Here is a 20278-nt window from a genome sequence, read left to right as displayed (position 1 = left end):
CCATGGGCGCGAAGATCATGTACTTCGTGACGGCGGCCTTCCTGGTCGTCTGGTTCGTCCTGGTCGGCGGCCGCGGCGTGGCCCTGATCCAGCAGGGCACCGCCGTCACGGTGACGCTCGGCATCGCCGCGCTGGTGCTGCCCGCGATCGGCGTGTGGTTCCTGTGGATGAACACCCGGTTCGTCACCAAGGCCAACCGCCTGGCCGCCGAGCTGGAGGCCGAGGGCGGACTGCCCGAGGACGAGCTGCGCCGTACGCCGGACGGCCGGATCGACCGCGACTCGGCCGACGAGGTGTTCGCCCGCCGCCGTGCCGAGACCGAGGACGCCCCGGACGACTGGCGCTGCTGGTTCCGGCTCGCCGTCGCCTACCGCGACGCCCGCGACACCCCCAGGGCCCGCAAGGCGATGCAGCGCGCGATCGCCCTGTACGACGGTCGGCCCGCCCCGTCCTGAGCGGCGCCGCCCGCACACGCGTGTGCCCCGCGCCCCGGTTTCCGCCGGGACGCGGGGCACAGCCGTACGGGGCGGCGGGGCGTCAGGAGACGGGGGCGTACTCCGCGCTCCACGCCTCCACGGTGTCGGCGGCCCGGTCGAACGCCTCCACCCGCGCCAGGAAGTCGGCGTTGCGGTCGGTGAGCAGCGTCAGCGGCTCCCCGTCGTGCCGCGCGAGCACCAGCGCCTGACCCTGCACGGTCCGCGGCAGACCCAGCCAGCGCACCGGCTGCTGTACGGTCCGCAGCGACCTCGTACGGGCCCACGGCACCGTGACGGTACGGAGGAACCGCACCTGGCGCACGCCGTGCCGGCTCACCCAGGTGCCGACCCGCAGCAGCCGCAGCGCCAGCAGGATGACCAGCAGCGCGGCGCCCAGGCAGACACCGGCGGCCGGCAGGGCACCGGCCACCGCGATGATCAGGGTCGCCAGCAGCATGAACGAGGCGACCAGCAGCGCCAGGGCCGCCGCGATCACCCGCCAGGGGCCGGGCCGATAGGGACGACGCCACTGGTCGTGGTCGTCGAACGGGAGCGCAATGTCGTCGCTCGGGGCTTCGAAAGCGCGGTCGGCCGTCAGAAAGGGCAGGGGCACGACAGTTCCTTAACTCTTTGCACGCTCGTTCGGGCTGTGCCCGGTGAGGCTACCCAGCGCCCCCGCGCCCGGCCACAGCAGGGGGCGCGTATGGGTCAGCGGCCCTCGGAAGCCTCGGACTGCTGTGTCTGCGCGGCCTGCGGACCGGCTTGCAGCGCGGGCATCCCGAACAGCAGCGACCCCACGAGCCCGGCCACCACAGTCAGTCCGATCAGCGTACGTCCGGCTATCTCCGGCAGGCTGGGACGCTGCCGTGCCGGAGGGGTGACATTGCTGCGGAAGCGGTCGGTCTCCGCGACGAACGCGAACGGGACGGCCTCTCGCCGGGACTGCATGACGGAACTCTCCTTCGTGACGACTGACGACTGGGGCCGGTGGCTGGTGACGACTGGTGTGACTGCCGCTACTACCCGATACAGACGTCCGTACGAGCGATTTGGTGCCCGAATTCCGATGTCGGTCCGGGGCCGTAGAGTGGGCGCCGCCCGTGCGACGCGATTTTCGGAAGGACCCGCCGGTGAGCGACACCCCCGCCGCAGCCCCCCAGGACCCGCAGGCCGAGGCCCCCGAGGCCGTCCGGCCCAGCTTCCGCAGTGACGTGACCGTGGAGCTGGTGAAGCACAGCGCGGCCGACTCGGACGTGCTGTGGGCCGCCCGGGTCTCGACGGCGGGGGAGCAGTCCCTCGACGAGCTGAGCAAGGACCCCGAGCGGTCCAGGGGCCTGATCAACTACCTGATGCGGGACCGCCACGGCAGCCCCTTCGAGCACAACTCGATGACGTTCTTCATCAGCGCCCCGATCTTCGTCTTCCGCGAGTTCATGCGGCACCGGGTCGGCTGGTCGTACAACGAGGAGTCGGGCCGCTACAGGGAGCTCCAGCCGGTCTTCTACGTGCCCGACACGTCCCGCAAGCTGGTCCAGGAGGGCCGCCCCGGCAAGTACGTCTTCGTGGAGGGGACGGACGAGCAGCACAAGCTCGTCACGCGCTCGATGGAGGAGTCGTACCTCCAGGCGTACGAGGCGTACCAGGAGATGCTCGCCGCCGGTGTCGCCCGCGAGGTCGCCCGTTCGGTCCTCCCCGTCGGCCTGTACTCCTCGATGTACGCCACGTGCAACGCCCGCTCGCTGATGCACTTCCTGGGCCTGCGCACCCAGCACGAGCTGGCGAAGGTGCCGTCGTTCCCGCAGCGGGAGATCGAGATGGTCGGAGAGCGCATGGAGGCGGAGTGGGCCAAGCTCATGCCGCTCACGTACGCCGCCTTCAACAAGAACGGCCGCGTGGCCCCGTAGCGCGGACCCGGCGGACGAAGAAGTCCAGAGCTGTACGGATGTACGGACCAGCCGTCCGAAGTGTCCGTATTGCGGCGTTCTGAGAACTTCATCTAGGCTGATCAAACGGACCCGGCACTGCTTGAACCCCCGAGCAGGCAGTGCCGGGCTCCACTCCGGCACATCCCCGGAGGACCCCCGCGCGCTGAGCAGCGAGTAGCGTGTTACCCATGGCTCCGATCTCCACTCCGCAGACCCCCTTCGGGAGGGTCCTCACCGCCATGGTCACGCCCTTCACGGCGGACGGCGCACTCGACATCGACGGCGCTCAGCGGCTCGCCGCCCACCTGGTGGACGCAGGCAACGACGGCCTGATCGTCAACGGCACCACCGGCGAGTCCCCGACCACCAGCGACGCGGAGAAAGACCAGCTCGTACGAGCGGTCCTGGAGGCCGTGGGCGACCGCGCCCACGTCGTCGCGGGCATCGGCACCAACGACACCCGCCACACCCTGGAGCTGGCCCGTGCCGCCGAGCGCGCCGGCGCGCACGGCCTGCTCGCGGTCACGCCGTACTACAGCAAGCCCCCTCAGGAGGGCCTGTACCGGCACTTCACCGCCATCGCCGACGCCACCGAGCTCCCCGTGATGCTCTACGACATCCCCGGCCGCAGCGGCGTCCCCATCGACACCGAGACGATCGTCCGCCTCGCGGAGCACCCGCGCATCGTCGCCAACAAGGACGCCAAGGGCGACCTCGGCCGCGCCAGCTGGGCCATCGCCCGCTCCGGCCTCGCCTGGTACTCCGGCGACGACATGCTCAACCTGCCGCTGCTGTCGGTCGGCGCCTGCGGCTTCGTCTCCGTCGTCGGCCACGTCGTCACCCCCGAGCTGCGCGCCCTGCTCGAAGCGCACCTCAGCGGCGACGTCCAGAAGGCCACCGAGATCCACCAGAAGCTGCTCCCGGTCTACACCGGCATGTTCCGCACGCAGGGCGTGATCACCACGAAGGCCGCCCTCGCCCTCCAGGGACTCCCGGCGGGCCCGCTGCGGCTGCCGCTCGTGGAGCTCTCCCCGGCCGAGACCGAGCAGCTGAAGGCAGACCTCGCCGCCGGCGGGGTAGACCTCTGACAACGGACTTCACAACTGAATACGCAGAATCCAGTCCCAGCACTGCACCGAAAGTGCACCTGCATGAAACTCACGCGCGCCACGTGTCTCAGCGGCACGTGGCGCGCGTGGTGAGGAGAGTCTTTTGAGCCATCCGCACCCTGAACTCGGCGCCCCGCCGAAGCTGCCCGCCGGCGGCCTGCGCATCACGCCGCTCGGCGGCCTCGGCGAGATCGGCCGCAACATGACCGTCTTCGAGTACGACGGCCGCCTGCTGATCGTCGACTGCGGCGTGCTCTTCCCCGAGGAGGAGCAGCCCGGCATCGACCTGATCCTGCCGGACTTCACGACCCTGAGGGACCGCCTCGACGACATCGAGGCCATCGTCCTCACCCACGGTCACGAGGACCACATCGGCGGCGTCCCGTACCTGCTCCGCCTCAAGCCGGACATTCCGCTGATCGGTTCGAAGCTGACGCTCGCGCTGATCGAGGCGAAGCTCCAGGAGCACCGCATCCGCCCCTACACCCTGGAGGTGGCCGAGGGGCAGCGCGAGGTGCTGGGCGCGTTCGACTGCGAGTTCATCGCGGTCAACCACTCCATCCCGGACGCCCTGGCGGTCGCCATCCGCACTCCCGCGGGCATGGTGGTCCACACGGGCGACTTCAAGATGGACCAGCTCCCGCTGGACAACCGCCTCACGGACCTGCACGCGTTCGCCCGCCTCAGCGAGGAGGGCATCGACCTCCTGCTCAGCGACTCCACGAACGCCGAGGTCCCCGGCTTCACCGCACACGAGCGCGACATCTCGAACGTGATGCGCACCGTGTTCGCCGGAGCGCAGCGGCGCATCATCGTGGCGAGCTTCGCCAGCCACGTGCACCGCATCCAGCAGATCCTCGACGCGGCGTACGAGTACGGCCGCCGGGTCGCGTTCGTGGGCCGCTCGATGGTCCGCAATATGGGCATCGCCCGCGACCTCGGCTACCTGCGCGTCCCGCCGGGCCTCGTCGTGGACGTCAAGACCCTCGACGACCTGCCGGACGACGAGGTCGTGCTCGTCTGTACGGGCTCCCAGGGCGAGCCGATGGCGGCCCTGTCCCGCATGGCCAACCGCGACCACCAGATCCGCATCGTCCAGGGCGACACGGTGATCCTGGCGTCGTCGCTGATCCCCGGCAACGAGAACGCGGTCTACCGGGTCATCAACGGCCTGACCCGCTGGGGCGCGAACGTCATCCACAAGGGCAACGCCAAGGTCCACGTCTCGGGCCACGCCTCGGCCGGCGAGCTGCTGTACTTCTACAACATCTGCAAGCCGAAGAACCTGATGCCGGTGCACGGCGAGTGGCGGCACCTGCGCGCCAACGCCGAGCTGGGCGCCCTGACCGGCGTCCCGAAGGACCGCATCGTCATCGCCGAGGACGGCGTGGTCGTCGACCTCATCGACGGCAAGGCCAAGATCGTCGGCAAGGTCCAGGCGGGTTACGTGTACGTGGACGGCCTGTCGGTCGGCGACGTCACGGAGGGCGCGCTCAAGGACCGCCGCATCCTCGGCGAGGAGGGCATCGTCTCGGTCTTCGTCGTGGTGGACTCCACGACCGGCAAGATCGTCGGCGGCCCGCACGTCCAGGCGCGCGGCTCCGGCATCGAGGACGCCGCGTTCGACGCGGTGCTCCCGAAGGTCGAGGACGCGCTGAACAAGTCGGCCCAGGACGGCGTCGTGGAACCCCACCAGCTCCAGCAGCTGATCCGCCGGACCATCGGCAAGTGGGTGTCGGACACCTACCGCCGACGCCCGATGATCCTGCCCGTCGTGGTGGAGGTCTGACGCCTCACCAGGCCTGACCGGAGCGGGGCGTCCTCGATTTGCATCGGGGGGCCCCGCTCCAGTACGTTTACGGCTCCGCCCAGGGGGAACCCGGCACGTTCACGCGCCGAGGGGGACCCGGAGGACGGAAAATCCGGCTCAGAACTTCTGATAAAGTCGGAAAGCGCCGAAAGGCAAAGGCCCTCCAACGGCCACCGGAAACGAAACCCGAACCGGAAACGGAACGGAAAAAGGATCTGGTAAGGTTGGAAACACCGAAGGGAAGCGCCCGGAGGAAAGCCCGCAGGGGACTGAGGGTGAGTACAAAGGAAGCGTCCGTTCCTTGAGAACTCAACAGCGTGCCAAAAGTCAACGCCAGATATGTTGATAACCCCGTCTCTCTGAGACGAGGTTCCTTTGAAAAAACACAGCGAGGACGCTGAGAACCGGAAGGACTATTCCTCCTTCGGGTTCCGCTCAACGCGAGTGTCACCGGGATAACCCGGAAGCATTCACGGAGAGTTTGATCCTGGCTCAGGACGAACGCTGGCGGCGTGCTTAACACATGCAAGTCGAACGATGAACCCACTTCGGTGGGGGATTAGTGGCGAACGGGTGAGTAACACGTGGGCAATCTGCCCTGCACTCTGGGACAAGCCCTGGAAACGGGGTCTAATACCGGATACGACCACTTCAGGCATCTGATGGTGGTGGAAAGCTCCGGCGGTGCAGGATGAGCCCGCGGCCTATCAGCTTGTTGGTGAGGTAACGGCTCACCAAGGCGACGACGGGTAGCCGGCCTGAGAGGGCGACCGGCCACACTGGGACTGAGACACGGCCCAGACTCCTACGGGAGGCAGCAGTGGGGAATATTGCACAATGGGCGAAAGCCTGATGCAGCGACGCCGCGTGAGGGATGACGGCCTTCGGGTTGTAAACCTCTTTCAGCAGGGAAGAAGCGAAAGTGACGGTACCTGCAGAAGAAGCGCCGGCTAACTACGTGCCAGCAGCCGCGGTAATACGTAGGGCGCAAGCGTTGTCCGGAATTATTGGGCGTAAAGAGCTCGTAGGCGGCTTGTCGCGTCGGATGTGAAAGCCCGGGGCTTAACCCCGGGTCTGCATTCGATACGGGCAGGCTAGAGTTCGGTAGGGGAGATCGGAATTCCTGGTGTAGCGGTGAAATGCGCAGATATCAGGAGGAACACCGGTGGCGAAGGCGGATCTCTGGGCCGATACTGACGCTGAGGAGCGAAAGCGTGGGGAGCGAACAGGATTAGATACCCTGGTAGTCCACGCCGTAAACGTTGGGAACTAGGTGTGGGCGACATTCCACGTCGTCCGTGCCGCAGCTAACGCATTAAGTTCCCCGCCTGGGGAGTACGGCCGCAAGGCTAAAACTCAAAGGAATTGACGGGGGCCCGCACAAGCGGCGGAGCATGTGGCTTAATTCGACGCAACGCGAAGAACCTTACCAAGGCTTGACATACACCGGAAACACCCAGAGATGGGTGCCCCCTTGTGGTCGGTGTACAGGTGGTGCATGGCTGTCGTCAGCTCGTGTCGTGAGATGTTGGGTTAAGTCCCGCAACGAGCGCAACCCTTGTCCCGTGTTGCCAGCAGGCCCTTGTGGTGCTGGGGACTCACGGGAGACCGCCGGGGTCAACTCGGAGGAAGGTGGGGACGACGTCAAGTCATCATGCCCCTTATGTCTTGGGCTGCACACGTGCTACAATGGCCGGTACAAAGAGCTGCGATACCGTGAGGTGGAGCGAATCTCAAAAAGCCGGTCTCAGTTCGGATTGGGGTCTGCAACTCGACCCCATGAAGTCGGAGTCGCTAGTAATCGCAGATCAGCATTGCTGCGGTGAATACGTTCCCGGGCCTTGTACACACCGCCCGTCACGTCACGAAAGTCGGTAACACCCGAAGCCGGTGGCCCAACCCCTTGTGGGAGGGAGCTGTCGAAGGTGGGACTGGCGATTGGGACGAAGTCGTAACAAGGTAGCCGTACCGGAAGGTGCGGCTGGATCACCTCCTTTCTAAGGAGCACTTCTAGACCACGCAAGTGGTCCAGGGGCCAGTACATCAGCGAATGTCTGATGCTGGTTGCTCATGGGTGGAACGTTGACTATTCGGCCAGGCAACTGGGCCGGAGGCTGCTAGTACTGCTCGTAAGAGCGTGGAACGCATGATCTCCGGACAGGGACCGGGTCGGGCGCGCTGTTGGGTGTCTGAGGGTGCGAGCGCTGCTCGCCCTTCGAACGCCGGCCCCAGTGAACTCGCCGCGGTTGCGGTGGGGTGATGGGTGGCTGGTCGTTGCTTGAGAACTGCACAGTGGACGCGAGCATCTGTGGCCAAGTTTTTAAGGGCGCACGGTGGATGCCTTGGCACCAGGAACCGATGAAGGACGTGGGAGGCCGCGATAGGCCCCGGGGAGCTGTCAACCAAGCTTTGATCCGGGGGTGTCCGAATGGGGAAACCCGGCAGTCGTCATGGGCTGTCACCCTTACCTGAACACATAGGGTAAGTGGAGGGAACGAGGGGAAGTGAAACATCTCAGTACCCTCAGGAAGAGAAAACAACCGTGATTCCGGGAGTAGTGGCGAGCGAAACCGGATGAGGCCAAACCGTATGCGTGTGATACCCGGCAGGGGTTGCGCATGCGGGGTTGTGGGATCTCTCTTTCACGGTCTGCCGGCCGTGAGACGAGTCAGAAACCGTTGATGTAGGCGAAGGACATGCGAAAGGTCCGGCGTAGAGGGTAAGACCCCCGTAGCTGAAACATTGACGGCTCGTTTGAGAGACACCCAAGTAGCACGGGGCCCGAGAAATCCCGTGTGAATCTGGCGGGACCACCCGCTAAGCCTAAATATTSCCTGGTGACCGATAGCGGATAGTACCGTGAGGGAATGGTGAAAAGTACCGCGGGAGCGGAGTGAAATAGTACCTGAAACCGTGTGCCTACAAGCCGTGGGAGCGTCGCTCACATCTTCGGATGTGGGTCGTGACTGCGTGCCTTTTGAAGAATGAGCCTGCGAGTTTGCGGTGTGTTGCGAGGTTAACCCGTGTGGGGAAGCCGTAGCGAAAGCGAGTCCGAACAGGGCGATTCAGTAGCGCGCTCAAGACCCGAAGCGGAGTGATCTAGCCATGGGCAGGTTGAAGCGGAGGTAAGACTTCGTGGAGGACCGAACCCACCAGGGTTGAAAACCTGGGGGATGACCTGTGGTTAGGGGTGAAAGGCCAATCAAACTCCGTGATAGCTGGTTCTCCCCGAAATGCATTTAGGTGCAGCGTCGTGTGTTTCTTGCCGGAGGTAGAGCACTGGATAGGCGATGGGCCCTACCGGGTTACTGACCTTAGCCAAACTCCGAATGCCGGTAAGTGAGAGCGCGGCAGTGAGACTGTGGGGGATAAGCTCCATGGTCGAGAGGGAAACAGCCCAGAGCATCGACTAAGGCCCCTAAGCGTACGCTAAGTGGGAAAGGATGTGGAGTCGCAGAGACAACCAGGAGGTTGGCTTAGAAGCAGCCACCCTTGAAAGAGTGCGTAATAGCTCACTGGTCAAGTGATTCCGCGCCGACAATGTAGCGGGGCTCAAGCGTACCGCCGAAGTCGTGTCATTCCAGCATGAGGGCCAACGCCCGCTGGGATGGGTAGGGGAGCGTCGTGTGCCGGGTGAAGCAGCCGCGGAAGCGAGTTGTGGACGGTTCACGAGTGAGAATGCAGGCATGAGTAGCGATACACACGTGAGAAACGTGTGCGCCGATTGACTAAGGGTTCCTGGGTCAAGCTGATCTGCCCAGGGTAAGTCGGGACCTAAGGCGAGGCCGACAGGCGTAGTCGATGGACAACCGGTTGATATTCCGGTACCCGCTTTGAAGCGCCAGCGCTGAACCCAGCGATGCTAAGCCCGTGAAACCGCCGTGTGCGTCTTCGGACAAGCACGGAGTGGTGGAGCCGGTGGCCCAGACTGGTAGTAGGTGAGCGATGGGGTGACGCAGGAAGGTAGTCCAGCCCGGGCGGTGGTTGTCCCGGGGTAAGGGTGTAGGACGTCACGTAGGCAAATCCGCGTGACACATAGTCTGAGACCTGATGCCGAGCCGATTGTGGTGAAGTGGATGATCCTATGCTGTCGAGAAAAGCCTCTAGCGAGTTTCATGGCGGCCCGTACCCTAAACCGACTCAGGTGGTCAGGTAGAGAATACCGAGGCGTTCGGGTGAACTATGGTTAAGGAACTCGGCAAAATGCCCCCGTAACTTCGGGAGAAGGGGGGCCACGCCTGGTGATGGAGTTTACCTCCGGAGCTGGGGGTGGCCGCAGAGACCAGCGAGAAGCGACTGTTTACTAAAAACACAGGTCCGTGCGAAGCCGTAAGGCGATGTATACGGACTGACGCCTGCCCGGTGCTGGAACGTTAAGGGGACCGGTTAGCTTGGATTCGTCCAGGCGAAGCTGAGAACTTAAGCGCCAGTAAACGGCGGTGGTAACTATAACCATCCTAAGGTAGCGAAATTCCTTGTCGGGTAAGTTCCGACCTGCACGAATGGCGTAACGACTTCTCGACTGTCTCAACCATAGGCCCGGTGAAATTGCACTACGAGTAAAGATGCTCGTTTCGCGCAGCAGGACGGAAAGACCCCGGGACCTTTACTACAGTTTGATATTGGTGTTCGGTTCGGCTTGTGTAGGATAGGTGGGAGACTTTGAAGCTGTGACGCCAGTCATGGTGGAGTCGCCGTTGAAATACCACTCTGGTCGTGCTGGATGTCTAACCTGGGTCCGTGATCCGGATCAGGGACAGTGTCTGATGGGTAGTTTAACTGGGGCGGTTGCCTCCTAAAGGGTAACGGAGGCGCCCAAAGGTTCCCTCAGCCTGGTTGGCAATCAGGTGTTGAGTGTAAGTGCACAAGGGAGCTTGACTGTGAGACCGACGGGTCGAGCAGGGACGAAAGTCGGGACTAGTGATCCGGCGGTGGCTTGTGGAAGCGCCGTCGCTCAACGGATAAAAGGTACCCCGGGGATAACAGGCTGATCTTCCCCAAGAGTCCATATCGACGGGATGGTTTGGCACCTCGATGTCGGCTCGTCGCATCCTGGGGCTGGAGTCGGTCCCAAGGGTTGGGCTGTTCGCCCATTAAAGCGGTACGCGAGCTGGGTTTAGAACGTCGTGAGACAGTTCGGTCCCTATCCGCTGTGCGCGTAGGAATATTGAGAAGGGCTGTCCCTAGTACGAGAGGACCGGGACGGACGAACCTCTGGTGTGCCAGTTGTTCTGCCAAGGGCATGGCTGGTTGGCTACGTTCGGGAGGGATAACCGCTGAAAGCATCTAAGCGGGAAGCCTGCTTCGAGATGAGTATTCCCACCTCCTTGAGAGGGTAAGGCTCCCAGTAGACGACTGGGTTGATAGGCCGGATATGGAAGCCCAGTGATGGGTGGAGTTGACCGGTACTAATAGGCCGAGGGCTTGTCCTCAGTTGCTCGCGTCCACTGTGTTAGTTCTGAAGTAACGAACTCCCGTTTGGCTGGTTGAGTTCATCTTCATAGTGTTTCGGTGGTCATAGCGTTAGGGAAACGCCCGGTTACATTCCGAACCCGGAAGCTAAGCCTTTCAGCGCCGATGGTACTGCAGGGGGGACCCTGTGGGAGAGTAGGACGCCGCCGAACAAATTGTGACGGGAAGCCCCGCATCTGATGATGCGGGGCTTTTCGCATTTCTGGAGATACGGCGAGGTTCAGGAGAAGCCGGGACCCAGTCGGCCGACGACTCTTCACGGCTCCCTCCCACCAGCGCATTGACCGCGGCAGCCGATTAGGCGTTCGGGAGCGTGTGGGATATAGTTTTCACGTCGCCGCGAGGGAAACCTCGAAAAAGGCGACAGGCCCCTATAGCTCAGTCGGCAGAGCGTCTCCATGGTAAGGAGAAGGTCAACGGTTCGATTCCGTTTGGGGGCTCCGAACAGAAGGCCCCCCGCCTCACGGCGGGGGGCCTTCGTCGTATCCGGGGTGCCTACTGCTGATGGAGCTCAGGGACGCGCATCGTCAGGATCGCCATGTCGTCCGACGCCGGTTCCGCGGCGAACCGCTCCACCGCCCGCAGCACCCGCGCCGCGACCGCGCCGGCCGTCAGGCCCGTACACGTGCGCAGCACCTCGGTCAGGCCGTCGTCGCCCAGCATCCGCGACCCCTCACGCCGCTCCGTGACACCGTCCGTGACGCACAACAGCACATCGCCCGGCTCCAGCGTCACCGACTCCTCGTACAGCTCCAGGTCGTCCATCACGCCCAGTAGCGGCTGCGGCTCGGCCGCCGGAACCACCGTGCCGTCCTGGCGCAGTCGCAACGGCAGCGGATGGCCCGCGCACACGACCTTCAACAGGGCGCTGCCGTCCTCCTGCGGCCACAGCTCCCCGTACAGCAGCGTCAGGAACCGGCTGCGGGCACCCTCGTCGAGGATCGCCGCGTTCAGCCGCTCCAGCACCGCCGGGCCGCCGAAGCCCTCCCGGGCCAGCAGCCGCAGCGCGTGCCGGGCCAGGCCCGTCACCGCGGCCGCCTCCGGGCCCGTACCGCACACATCGCCGATCGCGAAGCCGTACGCCCCGTCCCTGATCGGGAACAGGTCGTAGAAGTCGCCGCCCACCTCGTTGCCCTCGCCCGCCGCCCGGTAGATCACATCCACCTCGACCCCCGGAACCTGCGGCAGGCCCGGCGGCAGCAAACTGCGCTGGAGCGACTGGCTGATCGCCGTGCGCTCGCTGTACAGCCGCGCGTTGTCCAGGGCCAGAGCGGCACGGCGGGACAGGTCCTCCGCCAGCTCCAGGATCTCCTGACGGAAGTGGTCGTCCGACGGCTTGCCCAGCGTCAGCATGCCGATCACCCGGTTACGCGCCACCAGCGGCAGCACCACCGTCTCACCGCCCACCGCGGCCGCCGTCGCCAGCGTCGTACCGATCCCCGACGACAGGGACGACGACACCTCGCCCAGCTCCCGCCGCGACGCCTCCAGCGCGGCCCGCTGAGCCGCCTCCCCGGGGGCCTCCCACACACGGGCGCCCGGCGTCGGCACCGGGTCCGGCGGGGTCACGCCCGACAGCAGCTCCTTCAGTCCGTCGATACGCTCCTCGTCCTCGTGCAGCACATACGACAGGTACGGGTCCGACGACTGGTCGGCGATCGTGTACACGGCACACCACGTCGCCAGCGTCGGCACCGTCATCTGGGCCATCAGCGCGAGCGTCTGGTCCCGGTCCAGCGTGCCCGCCAGCAGATCCGACGCCTCCACCAGGAAACTCAGCGAACCGCGGCGCAGCCGCTCCAGCTCGCCAAGCCGGGCCGACTCGACGGCCAGGGCGATCCGGTCGGCGGCGAACTGCAAGCGCAGCGCCTCCTCGTTCGAATAGCGCCCGGCCGACTCCGCGGCCACCCCCAGGGAGCCCGTCAGACGGCCCTCCACCTTCAGCGGGACCGTCACCACCGAGCGCATGCCCGTGCCGTTCAGCAGCGGCACCGCGCCCGGCACCGCCAGCAGGTCCTCGTGGACGGCCGGCATACGGGCCGAGGCGTACCGGCTCGTGCCCGCCTCCACCGGTACGCGCGCGAAGCGCTGGCGGGCCGACGGCAGGCCTGTCGTGGCCCGCACCTCCAGCTCCGTCTCGTCGTCCGTCGCCAGCAGCAGGAACGCGGCGTCCCCGTCGAGCATGTCGCGGGCCCGTTCCACCGTGCGCTGGAGCAGACCGTCCAGGTCGTCCGGGGCGGGAGAGCCGATGAACACCTCGAAGGGATCGGCGGTACGTCCCTCGCCCGGGGAATCGCCGCCCGCCGCACGGGGCGGGGACTGCAGGACGGCCCGCTCGTCGTCCCGTACCAGCAGGCACACCGTCGACGGCTCGCCGTGCGTGTCGCGGACCCGCAGATGGGAGGCGTACACGGGGATCACACGGCCGTCCATGCCGCGGATGCCGTAGCTGCCCTCCCAGCGGGACAGCTGAAGCGCCTCCGCCAGGCCCGTCCCCGTACCGGGCGTGTGCGGCCAGGCGGCGAAGTCGCCGAGCTGCTTGCCGACCACCTGATCAGAGGCGTACCCGAAAAGGTGTGCGGCGTCGTCGTTCCAGGCGGTGATGGCGCCCGAGCGGTCGATCTGCGCGACCGCGACCCTGACCCGCTCGTCCGCGACGGGCAGCAGGTCGGGCGGGAGCGCGGGGCCCGCGTGACGGGTGCCGACCGGGCGCTCCGGCAGGTCGAGCTGGAACCAGACGCGCTTGCGGGTGGGGGAGTACTCGACGCCCCAGCGGGTGGCCAGGGCGGCGCACAGCAGCAGCCCCCGGCCGTTCTCCCGGTCGAGGGCCGCGACGGGCTGGGCGACGCCCTGGAGGGGCACCTCGCGCTCCGGGTAGCGGTCCGCGACCTCGACCCGTACGCCGTGCTCCGTGCGCAGGCACAGGACGTCCGCCGCCGTACCGGCGTGGACCACCGCGTTGGTGACGAGTTCGCTGGTCAGGACGACGGCGTCGTCGACGACGTCGGAGTACCCCCAGCCTTGCAGGGTGTCCCGGACGAAGGCCCGGGCGGTCGCGACCGACCGCCCCACAGGTTCGAAGGTGGCAGCCGCCCGCGCGGTGATCACAGAACTCCTCGTACGCGTCTCGACGCCCGGCTTCGCCATGATCGGCCCCCGCCCCTCCCGGTACCCCGTGGTCACACGGCCACACCGCCCCCGCCGGGCGGACCGGGGCGGTTGGACAGCCGCATGCCAGGTTACTTACCTTCGCAGTCCGGGCGGGTGGTGGTCACGGCTGTTTCCGTCCCCAGAGGACGGGGACGTTATGCGAAGCTGCCGAACTGTTATGGCCCGGGACGTTCGTGGTGACAGACTGGGAAGGTTTCCGGTAGCGGTCACCACGAGTGACGTGACCGGGGCGACACCCGGGCACGAGCCCGAGCAATACGGTCAACCCCTGCGGGAGGGACACGGTGGAGTCTGGCGTGGCGGCGCGAGGCGGTAGCACGCGCGCGAAGGGCGGACGGTCCCGGAGCAGCGGAACCGTCGAAGTGGACGCCGCTGCACTGGAGCGGCTGCTGGGGGCGCTCGTCGCGATGCGCGACGGCAACTTCCGCAAGCGGCTGACCATCACCGGCGAAGGGACGATGGCGGAGATCGCCGCCGTCTTCAACGAGGTCGCCGACCGCAAGCTGCACCTCACCGGCGAGCTGGCGCGGGTGCGCCGGGTCGTCGGCCGTGAGGGGAAGCTCTCGGAGCGGCTCGAGGTGGGAGCCAGCGAGGGCGCGTGGGCCAGCGCGATCGAGGCCGCCAACGCCCTGGTGGACGATCTGACCAGGCCCGTCTCCGAAGTGGGGCGGGTGCTGTCCGCCGTCGCCGACGGTGACCTGGAGCAGCGGATGGAGCTGCGGTCCGAGGGGCCCGACGGGGCGGGGCGGCCGCTGCGCGGCGAGTTCCTGAAGGTCGCCCGTACGGTCAACAACCTCGTCGACCAGCTGTCGTCGTTCACCGACGAGGTGACGCGCGTCGCCCTCGAAGTGGGTACGGAGGGCAAGCTCGGCGGGCAGGCGCAGGTGCGCGGCGTGTCCGGTTCGTGGAAGGACCTCACGGACTCGGTCAACACGATGGCGTACCGGCTGACCGCGCAGGTCCGCGACATCGCGCTGGTCACCACGGCGGTGGCCAAGGGCGACCTGTCGCGGAAGGTCACCGTGCACGTGGCCGGGGAGATGCTGGAGCTGAAGAACACCGTCAACACGATGGTGGACCAGCTGTCGTCGTTCTCCTCCGAGGTCACCCGAGTCGCCCGTGAGGTCGGTACGGAGGGCGAGCTCGGCGGGCAGGCCGAGGTGCCGGGTGTCGCCGGTGTGTGGAAGGACCTCACCGACTCCGTCAACACGATGGCGGGCAACCTGACCTCACAGGTGCGCGGCATCGCGGAGGTCACCACCGCCGTCGCCAACGGCGACCTGTCGCAGAAGGTGCGGGTCAGCGCGCGCGGCGAGGTCGCGCAGCTCGCGGACACGATCAACCAGATGACCGAGACGCTGCGCACCTTCGCCGACGAGGTGACGCGGGTGGCACGGGAGGTCGGTGTCGAGGGGTTGCTCGGCGGCCAGGCGCAGGTGCCCGGTGCGGCGGGCACGTGGAAGGACCTGACTGACTCCGTCAACACGGCGTTCCGGAACCTGACCGGTCAGGTGAGGGACATCGCGCAGGTCACGACGGCGGTGGCCAACGGCGACCTGTCGCAGAAGGTCACGGTCGATGTGGCCGGTGAGATGCTGGAGTTGAAGAACACCGTCAACACGATGGTGGACCAGCTCTCCGCGTTCGGTTCCGAAGTGACGCGTGTGGCGAGGGAGGTCGGCGTCGAGGGCCGGCTCGGCGGTCAGGCCGAGGTGCGCGGCGCGGCGGGCACGTGGAAGGACCTGACTGACTCCGTCAACACGGCGTTCCGGAACCTGACCGGTCAGGTGAGGGACATCGCGCAGGTGACGACGGCGGTGGCCAACGGCGATCTGACGCAGAAGGTCACGGTCGATGTGGCCGGTGAGATGCTGGAGTTGAAGAACACCGTCAACACGATGGTGGACCAGCTCTCCGCGTTCGGTTCCGAAGTGACGCGTGTGGCGAGGGAGGGCGGCGTCGAGGGCCGGCTCGGCGGTCAGGCCGAGGGGCGCGGCGCGGCGGGCACGTGGGAGGACCTGACTGACTCCGTCAACACGGCGTTCCGGAACCTGACCGGTCAGGTGAGGGACATCGCGCAGGTGACGACGGCGGTGGCCAACGGCGATCTGACGCAGAAGGTCACGGTCGATGTGGCCGGTGAGATGCTGGAGTTGAAGAACACCGTCAACACGATGGTGGCGCAGCTCTCGGCGTTCGCCGACCAGGTGACGCGCATGGCGCGGGACGTGGGTACGGAGGGCCGGCTCGGCGGGCAGGCGCGCGTACCGGGTGCGTCCGGTACGTGGAAGGAGCTCACCGACTCCGTCAACTTCATGGCGGGAAACCTCACCTCGCAGGTGCGGCAGATCGCCCAGGTGACGACCGCCGTGGCCCGGGGCGACCTGTCGCAGAAGATCGACGTGGACGCGCGCGGGGAAATCCTGGAGCTGAAGAACACCATCAACACGATGGTGGACCAGCTGTCGTCGTTCGCCGAGCAGGTGACGCGGGTGGCCCGCGAAGTGGGCACCGAGGGGCGGCTGGGCGGCCAGGCGCAGGTGCCGGGTGTGGCCGGTGTGTGGCGTGATCTGACGGACTCCGTGAACAGCATGGCGGGGAACCTGACGGCGCAGGTCCGCAACATCGCGCAGGTGGCCACGGCGGTGGCGCGCGGCGACCTGTCGCAGAAGATCGACGTGGACGCGCGCGGGGAGATCCTGGAGCTGAAGAACACCCTCAACACGATGGTGGACCAGCTCTCCAACTTCGCCGAGCAGGTGACCCGGGTGGCCCGCGAGGTGGGCACCGAGGGGCGGCTGGGCGGCCAGGCGGAGGTGCAGGGCGTCTCGGGCACCTGGAAGGACCTGACGCAGTCCGTCAACTTCATGGCGAGCAACCTGACGTCGCAGGTGCGGCAGATCGCCCAGGTGACGACGGCGGTCGCCAAGGGCGATCTGTCGAAGAAGATCACCGTGGACGCGCGGGGCGAGATCCTCGACCTGGTCACCACCGTCAACACGATGGTGGACCAACTGTCGAACTTCGCGGACGAGGTCACGCGGGTGGCGCGCGAGGTGGGCACCGAGGGCATCCTCGGCGGCCAGGCGCGGGTGCGGGGCGTGACCGGCATCTGGAAGGACCTCAGCGACAACGTCAACGTGATGGCGAACAACCTCACCTCGCAGGTGCGGAACATCTCGCGGGTCTCGTCGGCCGTCGCCAACGGAGACCTGACGAAGAAGGTGACCGTCGAGGCGCGCGGCGAGGTCGCGGAGCTGGCCGACACGGTCAACACGATGGTGACGACGCTTTCGTCGTTCGCCGACGAGGTCACGCGGGTGGCGCGCGAGGTGGGCACCGAGGGCGAACTGGGCGGCCAGGCACGTGTGCCGGGCGTGTCCGGTACGTGGAAGGACCTCACCGAGTCGGTGAACTCGATGGCGTCCAACCTGACCGGTCAGGTGCGGCAGATCGCGGCGGTCACGACGGCCATCGCCAAGGGCGACCTCACCAAGAAGATCGACATCGACGCGCGCGGTGAGATCCAGGAGCTGAAGAACACCATCAACACGATGGTCGACCAGCTGTCGTCGTTCGCGGAGGAGGTCACGCGCGTCGCCCGCGAGGTGGGCACGGAGGGCATCCTCGGCGGCCAGGCCCGCGTACGGGACGTCGACGGCACGTGGCGGGACCTCACCGAGTCGGTGAACGAGATGGCCGGGAACCTCACCCGGCAGGTGCGTGCCATCGCGGCGGTCGCCACGGCGGTGACGCGCGGCGATCTGAACCTGAAGATCGACGTGGACGCGTCCGGCGAGATCCAGGTCCTCCAGGACAACATCAACACGATGATCGCGAACCTGCGCGACACGACGCTGGCCAACGAGGAGCAGGACTGGCTGAAGGGCAATCTCGCCCGGATCTCCGGTCTGATGCAGGGCCGCCGGGACCTGGACGACGTGGCGTCGCTGATCATGAGCGAGCTGACGCCGGTCGTCTCCGCGCAGCACGGCGCGTTCTTCCTGGCCGTGCCGACCGGTGGCGGTTCGGCGGAGCCGGGCGGTGAGGACGACGGTTCGTACGAGCTGCGGATGCGGGCCAGTTACGGCTACTCGGCCGGGTCGATGCCGACGTCGTTCCGGCCGGGGGAGACGCTGATCGGGACGGCCGCCGAGGAGAAGCGGACGATCCAGGTGAACGTCCCGCCGGGGTACCTGAAGATCTCGTCGGGTCTCGGGGAGGCCGCCCCGGCGCATGTGATCGTGCTTCCGGTGCTGTTCGAGGGGAAGGTCCTCGGGGTGATCGAGCTGGCGTCGTTCCAGCCGTTCACGCAGATCCAGCGGGACTTCCTGAACCAGATCGCCGAGATGATCGCGACGAGCGTCAACACGATCAGCGTCAACAGCAAGACCGAGGTGCTGCTGAAGCAGTCGCAGGAGCTGACCGAGCAGCTGCGGGAGCGGTCCGCGGAGCTGGAGAACCGGCAGAAGGCGCTCCAGGACTCCAACGCCGAACTGGAGGAGAAGGCCGAGCTGCTGGCGCAGCAGAACCGCGACATCGAGGTGAAGAACACCGAGATCGAGGAGGCGCGGCAGGTGCTGGAGGAGCGGGCCGAGCAGCTCGCGGTCTCCATGCGCTACAAGTCCGAGTTCCTGGCGAACATGTCGCACGAGCTGCGGACCCCGCTCAACTCGCTGCTGATCCTGGCGAAGCTGCTCGCGGACAACGCGGACGGCAATCTGTCGCCGAAGCAGGTGGAGTTCGCCGAGACGATCCACGGCGCGGGCTCCGACCTGCTCCAGCTGATCAACGACATCCTGGACCTGTCGAAGGTCGAGGCGGGAAAGATGGACGTCAGCCCGACGCGGATCGCGCTGGTGCAGCTGGTGGACTACGTGGAGGCGACGTTCCGGCCGCTGACCGCCGAGAAGGGCCTCGACTTCTCCGTGCGGGTCTCCCCGGAGCTGCCCGCGACGCTCCACACGGACGAGCAGCGGCTGCTCCAGGTGCTGCGGAACCTGCTGTCGAACGCGGTGAAGTTCACCGACACGGGCGCGGTGGAGCTGGTCATCCGCCCGGCGAAGGCCGATGTCCCGGCGTCGATCCGGGAGCAGCTGCTGGAGGCCGGTTCGCTGCGGGACCCGGACGCCGATCTGATCGCGTTCTCGGTGACGGACACGGGCATCGGGATCGCCGCGAGCAAGATGCGGGTGATCTTCGAGGCGTTCAAGCAGGCGGACGGCACGACGAGCCGCAAGTACGGCGGTACGGGTCTGGGGCTGTCCATCAGCCGCGAGATCGCCCGGCTGCTGGGCGGCGAGATCCACGCGGCGAGCGAGCCGGGCCGGGGCTCGACGTTCACGCTGTACCTGCCGCTGCACGTCAACGAGCTGCCGCCGAACGGGTACGGCCCCGGGGTCGGCGTCCCACAGGACGTCTCCCACGGCGCATCGGCCGACGAGACGGGGCTCGACGGTTCCGGTACGGCGCCCCTGGCGCTGCCGGCGGCCGGGGGCCCCGCCCCGGCGGCACCCGGCGCGCCGGAGGCACCGGCGCCCGCGCACGGTACGGGTACGGGCGCGGGTGAGGCGCGGCAGGCCGGTACGGGCGCGTTGTTCCGGCACCGCCGCAAGGCGGCCGCGGCGGCGGAGGCCCGTACGGGCTCCGGGGACGGCCGGCAGGGCGCCGGCGCGGGCCAGGAGGCGCCGGGCGGCCAGGAGGCCGGGGAGCAGCGCCGCACGTTCCAGTTCAGCGGCGAGAAGGTGCTGATCGTGGACGACGACATCCGCAACGTCTTCGCGTTGACCAGCGTGCTGGAGCAGCACGGGCTGTCGGTGCTGTACGCGGAGAACGGCCGGGAGGGCATCGAGGTCCTGGAGCAGCACGACGATGTGACGGTCGTGCTGATGGACATCATGATGCCGGAGATGGACGGGTACGCGACGACGACGGCGATCCGCAGGATGCCGCAGTTCGCGGGGCTGCCGATCATCGCGCTGACCGCGAAGGCGATGAAGGGCGACCGGGAGAAGGCGATCGACTCGGGAGCGTCGGATTACGTCACCAAGCCGGTCGATCCCGATCACCTTCTCGCTGTAATGGATCAGTGGATGCACGGAAAGTGATCGCGGTTTGAACAATTTTCGATAACGCGTCACGTGGCAGTTGCCGGAGGCGTGTGAAGTGGCGCTATTCGGGGAACCTTCTCGTCTCCCGCCACGTTTCCGCTATGTGCACAGTGACATCGCGGTGACAGGGTGTGGTGATGGGCGGGGTGCGGCTACCATGACCGGCACAAGGACGGACGGCACACGGGAGTCGTCCCCTGGGGCG

General features: G+C 66.7%; 8 protein-coding genes, 1 tRNA gene, 3 rRNA genes and 1 pseudogene. 10 read left to right on the top strand and 3 right to left on the bottom strand.

Features of this window, described 5'->3' with window-relative positions:
* Nucleotides 1–2 precede the first annotated feature (2 nt).
* Nucleotides 3–455, top strand: a complete 453-nt coding sequence (locus J116_RS06220) for a tetratricopeptide repeat protein (protein ID WP_023586228.1) — start codon at nt 3–5, stop codon at nt 453–455.
* An 82-nt stretch (nt 456–537) separates the two neighbouring features.
* Here the strand turns inward: J116_RS06220 and J116_RS06215 are convergent, their stop codons facing one another.
* Together J116_RS06215 and J116_RS06210 are read right to left on the bottom strand one after the other, a co-directional pair.
* Entirely contained in the window at nt 538–1089 is a 552-nt protein-coding gene (locus J116_RS06215; protein ID WP_023586227.1) for a hypothetical protein, read from the bottom strand.
* Nucleotides 1090–1184: 95 nt separating this feature from the next.
* Nucleotides 1185–1424, bottom strand: a complete 240-nt coding sequence (locus tag J116_RS06210) for a hypothetical protein (RefSeq protein ID WP_023586226.1) — start codon at nt 1422–1424, stop codon at nt 1185–1187.
* A 182-nt stretch (nt 1425–1606) separates the two neighbouring features.
* On the opposite strand from J116_RS06210, the gene thyX reads away from it, so the two are divergent.
* The 7 genes from thyX (at nt 1607) to J116_RS06175 (ending at nt 11232) form a co-directional block, all read left to right on the top strand.
* A complete protein-coding gene (thyX, locus tag J116_RS06205) occupies nt 1607–2380 on the top strand; it encodes an FAD-dependent thymidylate synthase (protein WP_023586225.1) in 774 nt (257 codons plus the stop codon).
* 209 nt (nt 2381–2589) lie between these two features.
* The gene (dapA, locus tag J116_RS06200; protein WP_028963741.1) at nt 2590–3489 is read left to right on the top strand and encodes a 4-hydroxy-tetrahydrodipicolinate synthase; all 900 of its coding nucleotides are present in this window, start codon (nt 2590–2592) and stop codon (nt 3487–3489) included.
* Between the two features lie 124 nt (nt 3490–3613).
* Nucleotides 3614–5299, top strand: a complete 1686-nt coding sequence (locus J116_RS06195) for a ribonuclease J (RefSeq protein ID WP_023586223.1) — start codon at nt 3614–3616, stop codon at nt 5297–5299.
* A 490-nt stretch (nt 5300–5789) separates the two neighbouring features.
* Nucleotides 5790–7317 (top strand): 16S ribosomal RNA (locus J116_RS06190).
* A gap of 313 nt (nt 7318–7630) precedes the next feature.
* Nucleotides 7631–10752: ribosomal RNA gene (locus J116_RS06185) — 23S ribosomal RNA — on the top strand.
* 75 nt (nt 10753–10827) lie between these two features.
* Nucleotides 10828–10944 (top strand): 5S ribosomal RNA (rrf, locus tag J116_RS06180).
* The 16S, 23S and 5S rRNA genes sit together here with 1 tRNA gene alongside, the layout of an rRNA operon.
* A 215-nt stretch (nt 10945–11159) precedes the next feature.
* Nucleotides 11160–11232: transfer RNA gene (locus J116_RS06175), tRNA-Thr, on the top strand.
* A gap of 55 nt (nt 11233–11287) precedes the next feature.
* Here the strand turns inward: J116_RS06175 and J116_RS06170 are convergent.
* Nucleotides 11288–13939 carry a SpoIIE family protein phosphatase gene (locus J116_RS06170; protein WP_037947129.1) on the bottom strand — a complete coding sequence of 884 codons (2652 nt, stop codon included), beginning with the start codon at nt 13937–13939 and terminating at the stop codon, nt 11288–11290.
* Between the two features lie 431 nt (nt 13940–14370).
* On the opposite strand from J116_RS06170, the pseudogene J116_RS31575 reads away from it, so the two are divergent.
* Nucleotides 14371–14991, top strand: a pseudogene (locus J116_RS31575) (HAMP domain-containing protein); the annotation flags it as partial.
* A 12-nt stretch (nt 14992–15003) separates the two neighbouring features.
* Nucleotides 15004–20070: a HAMP domain-containing protein gene (locus J116_RS06165; RefSeq protein ID WP_449657164.1), complete on the top strand. Its 5067-nt coding sequence runs from the start codon at nt 15004–15006 to the stop codon at nt 20068–20070.
* Nucleotides 20071–20278 lie beyond the last annotated feature (208 nt).

The organism is Streptomyces thermolilacinus SPC6 (assembly GCF_000478605.2).
In the GTDB taxonomy this organism is placed as follows: domain Bacteria; phylum Actinomycetota; class Actinomycetes; order Streptomycetales; family Streptomycetaceae; genus Streptomyces; species Streptomyces thermolilacinus.
The sequence above is the reverse complement of the archived record's forward strand: the minus strand, read 5'-3'. Positions and strand labels throughout refer to the sequence as shown.

Excerpts from the sequence above, each read along its gene's own strand:
- J116_RS06220 (WP_023586228.1), top strand. The coding sequence starts at position 3 with ATGGGCGCGAAGATCATGTACTTCGTGACGGCGGCCTTCCTGGTCGTC.
- J116_RS06210 (WP_023586226.1), bottom strand. The coding sequence starts at position 1,424 with ATGCAGTCCCGGCGAGAGGCCGTCCCGTTCGCGTTCGTCGCGGAGACC.
- dapA (WP_028963741.1), top strand. The coding sequence starts at position 2,590 with ATGGCTCCGATCTCCACTCCGCAGACCCCCTTCGGGAGGGTCCTCACC.
- J116_RS06170 (WP_037947129.1), bottom strand. The coding sequence starts at position 13,939 with ATGGCGAAGCCGGGCGTCGAGACGCGTACGAGGAGTTCTGTGATCACC.
- J116_RS06165 (WP_449657164.1), top strand. The coding sequence starts at position 15,004 with ATGCTGGAGCTGAAGAACACCGTCAACACGATGGTGGACCAGCTGTCG.